The following is a 2,629-nucleotide window of genomic DNA, read 5'->3' on the forward strand; positions in this document are numbered from 1 at the left end:
GGGTCGTGGTGCCGGGTCGTGGTGCGACCCGGTCGTGCGGGCCGGGCCGGCGGTGGCCCGACCGGTGGAGGGTCAGATCGGCGACTCGTCGCACAGGCTCGTGGGCCGGCGCGGCGGAGTGGTGACGAGCGTGAGCGCGACCGGTCCGGTGGGCTGCTTGCGGGCGGCCAGCCCGTTGACGCGGGAGTGGTCCTGGGACGGCGCGGGGATGTTGCGCTCGGCCTCGAGCAGCCCCTCCCCGTAGCCCTGCACGCACTCGGGGTCCGGACCGTCCATCGGCAGGCCCGTGAAGAACTTGGCGGCCATGCAGCCGCCCCGGCAGCTGTCGTAGAAGCCGCAGGACCCGCAGGCCCCGGCCGACTGGGGCTCGCGGAGCTCGCGGAACAGCTCGGACGTCTGCCAGACGGTCTCGAATCCCCCGTCGGCCACGACGTTGCCGGCGAGGAAGTTGTCGTGGATCGCGAACGGGCAGGCGTAGACGTCGCCGATCGGGTCGATCAGGCACACCACGCGCCCGGCCCCGCACAGGTTGAGGCCGGGCAGCGAGCCCTGGCCGTCCCCGAACGCCGACAGGTGGAAGAAGCTGTCGCCGGTGAGGACGTTCTCCCCGTGGGCGACCAACCAGTCGTACAGGTCCTTCTGCTGTTCGGGCAGCGGGTGGAGGTCGTCCCACACGTCGGCGCCGCGTCCGGACGGGCGCAGGCGCGTGATGCGCAGGGTCGCGTCGTAGCGGTCCGCGAGGGCCTTGAACTGGTCGAGCTGGGTGACGTTCTCCCGGGTGACCACCACGGAGATCTTGGCGTCGGTGAACCCGGCGTTCTTGAGGTTCTCCAGCGCCCGGACCGCCATGTCGAACGAGCCGGGCCCGCGGACCGCGTCGTTGACCTCGGCCGTCGCGCCGTCGAGGGAGATCTGGACGTCCACGTAGTCGCTGGCCGCCAGGCGCTGCGCCACCTTCTCGTCGATGCGCACGCCGTTGGTGGAGAACTTGACGCCCACCTGGTGGCTCGTGGCGTAGTCGACCAGTTCCCAGAAGTCGGAGCGGACGGTGGGCTCGCCGCCACCGATGTTGACGTAGAAGACCTGCATCTTCTGCAGCTCGTCGATGATCGCCTTGCACTGCTCGGTGCTGAGTTCGCGCGGGTCGCGCTTGCCCGACGAGCTCAGGCAGTGCACGCAGGCGAGGTTGCAGGCGTAGGTGAGTTCCCAGGTCAGGCAGATCGGGGCATCGAGGCCGCGCTCGAACTGGTCGACCAGACGGCCGACGGGGGCGGGTGCGGCGGCCGACGGGGTGACGGGGCGGTCGAGCGTGCTGGTCATGCGGACTCCTCGATCATGCGCGAGGCGGCGAGCTGGCCGAGCGCGTGCAGGTACAGGCGGGCCGTGGCCGGGTCGTCGATCGGCACCCCGGCGGCGGCGCACGCCGCGCGCGCGGTGGGGTGCTCGGCGAGCGTGCGGACCACCTCGACGATGGTCGGCGACTTGAGAAAGCTGAGCTTGCGGGTGTGGAAGTGGTAGAGCAGGGCACCGAAGGGCTCGGGCCGCAGCGCCACCCCGGGGTGCAGACGCCAGCCGGCGTCGAGGTCGAAGACCGCGGGAGCGGCTCCCTGCTCGGCGCCGGCCGGCGCTGCTGCGGAACTCACTTCAGTAGACCCCGCACATGCCGTCGATCGAGACCTCTTCGATGAGGGCCTCCTCCAGCACGACCTCGGTGTTCTGCGTGTTCTCCATCGCGTGTCCTCTCGTCGGCGCACATGGGTGCCTCACCGCTCAGGTGAGACCTGCATCATATTGGCACCGGATGCCAATTGCAATGATTTTCGCTCCCGGATCGCGGCAATGTGGCACTACGTGCCGCGGCCGCCGGGATTTCCTTTACCCTCGAACACCATGAGTGAGGCAGGGTCGGACGGCGCGGGGGTCCCCGGCCGTCGGCCGTCCACCACGCGGGCCTCGATCGTCGACGTGGCCCTGGACCTGTTCACCCGGCGCGGGTACGACCACACCCACATCGACCAGATCGCCGAGGCCGCGCACATCTCCCGGCGCACCCTCTTCCGCTATTTCCCGGGCAAGGCCGCGATCGCCTGGGGCGAGTTCGACATCCAGATCGAGAGCATGCGGCGCCAGCTCGCGGAGATCCCCGCCACCACCCCGCTCCGGGACGCCCTCGCGGACGCGCTGGTGGCCTTCAACTCGTTCCCGGACTCGGAGACCGAGGTCCACCGGCGCCGGATGAGCCTGCTGCTCAGCGTGGACGAGCTCCGCGCCCACTCCACGCTCATGTACTCCGACTGGTGCGCGGCCATCGCGGAGTTCGTCGCCGACCGGCTCGGCGCGCCCGCGGACGAGCTCGAACCCGCGGCGATGGCGCACGCCGCGCTCGGGATCGCGCTCGCGTCCTACCGCCTGTGGGTGGCCGAGCCGGACGCCGATCAGGATCGCCTCCATGAGCTGCTGCGCCGCGGGACGCGCATCCTCGCCTGATCCGACGCCCTCCCGCCGGGCGCGCGGCCGCGGGCACCTTACCCGCGGGTAACCTCGTCGTCGTGACCACGCCCTCCCCCGCCGCCGACACGTCCACCTACCGGCTCTGGAAGGCCGCCACCCGGCTCCCGCTGGGCTCGCG

General features: G+C 71.2%; 4 protein-coding genes. 1 reads left to right on the forward strand and 3 read right to left on the reverse strand.

Going from position 1 to position 2,629, the window contains the following annotated elements; genetic code table 11:
* Positions 1–72: 72 nt before the first annotated feature.
* The 3 genes from mftC to mftA are packed head-to-tail and all read right to left on the reverse strand — an operon-like array spanning position 73 to position 1,731.
* On the reverse strand, positions 73–1,320 hold the full coding sequence (gene mftC / locus B4M60_RS11200) for a mycofactocin radical SAM maturase (protein WP_291083741.1): 1,248 nt from the start codon (positions 1,318–1,320) through the stop codon (positions 73–75).
* Positions 1,317–1,643: a mycofactocin biosynthesis chaperone MftB gene (gene mftB / locus B4M60_RS11205; protein ID WP_291083744.1), complete on the reverse strand. Its 327-nt coding sequence runs from the start codon at positions 1,641–1,643 to the stop codon at positions 1,317–1,319. Before mftB ends, mftC begins: the two co-directional genes overlap by 4 nt.
* Before the next feature lies 1 nt (position 1,644).
* Positions 1,645–1,731 carry a mycofactocin precursor MftA gene (gene mftA / locus B4M60_RS11210; protein WP_067716580.1) on the reverse strand — a complete coding sequence of 29 codons (87 nt, stop codon included), beginning with the start codon at positions 1,729–1,731 and terminating at the stop codon, positions 1,645–1,647.
* A gap of 159 nt (positions 1,732–1,890) precedes the next feature.
* Here mftA and mftR point away from each other — a divergent pair, with 159 nt between their 5' ends.
* Entirely contained in the window at positions 1,891–2,487 is a 597-nt protein-coding gene (gene mftR / locus B4M60_RS11215) for a mycofactocin system transcriptional regulator (protein ID WP_291083747.1), read from the forward strand.
* The last annotated feature ends 142 nt before the right edge of the window (positions 2,488–2,629 follow it).

The organism is Dietzia sp. UBA5065, from assembly GCA_002415925.1.
In the GTDB taxonomy this organism is placed as follows: domain Bacteria; phylum Actinomycetota; class Actinomycetes; order Mycobacteriales; family Mycobacteriaceae; genus Dietzia.

What these genes read in the sequence shown, in the direction of transcription:
- mftC (WP_291083741.1), bottom strand. Translation starts at nt 1,320, where the DNA reads ATGACCAGCACGCTCGACCGCCCCGTCACCCCGTCGGCCGCCGCACCC.
- mftA (WP_067716580.1), bottom strand. Translation starts at nt 1,731, where the DNA reads ATGGAGAACACGCAGAACACCGAGGTCGTGCTGGAGGAGGCCCTCATC.
- mftR (WP_291083747.1), top strand. Translation starts at nt 1,891, where the DNA reads ATGAGTGAGGCAGGGTCGGACGGCGCGGGGGTCCCCGGCCGTCGGCCG.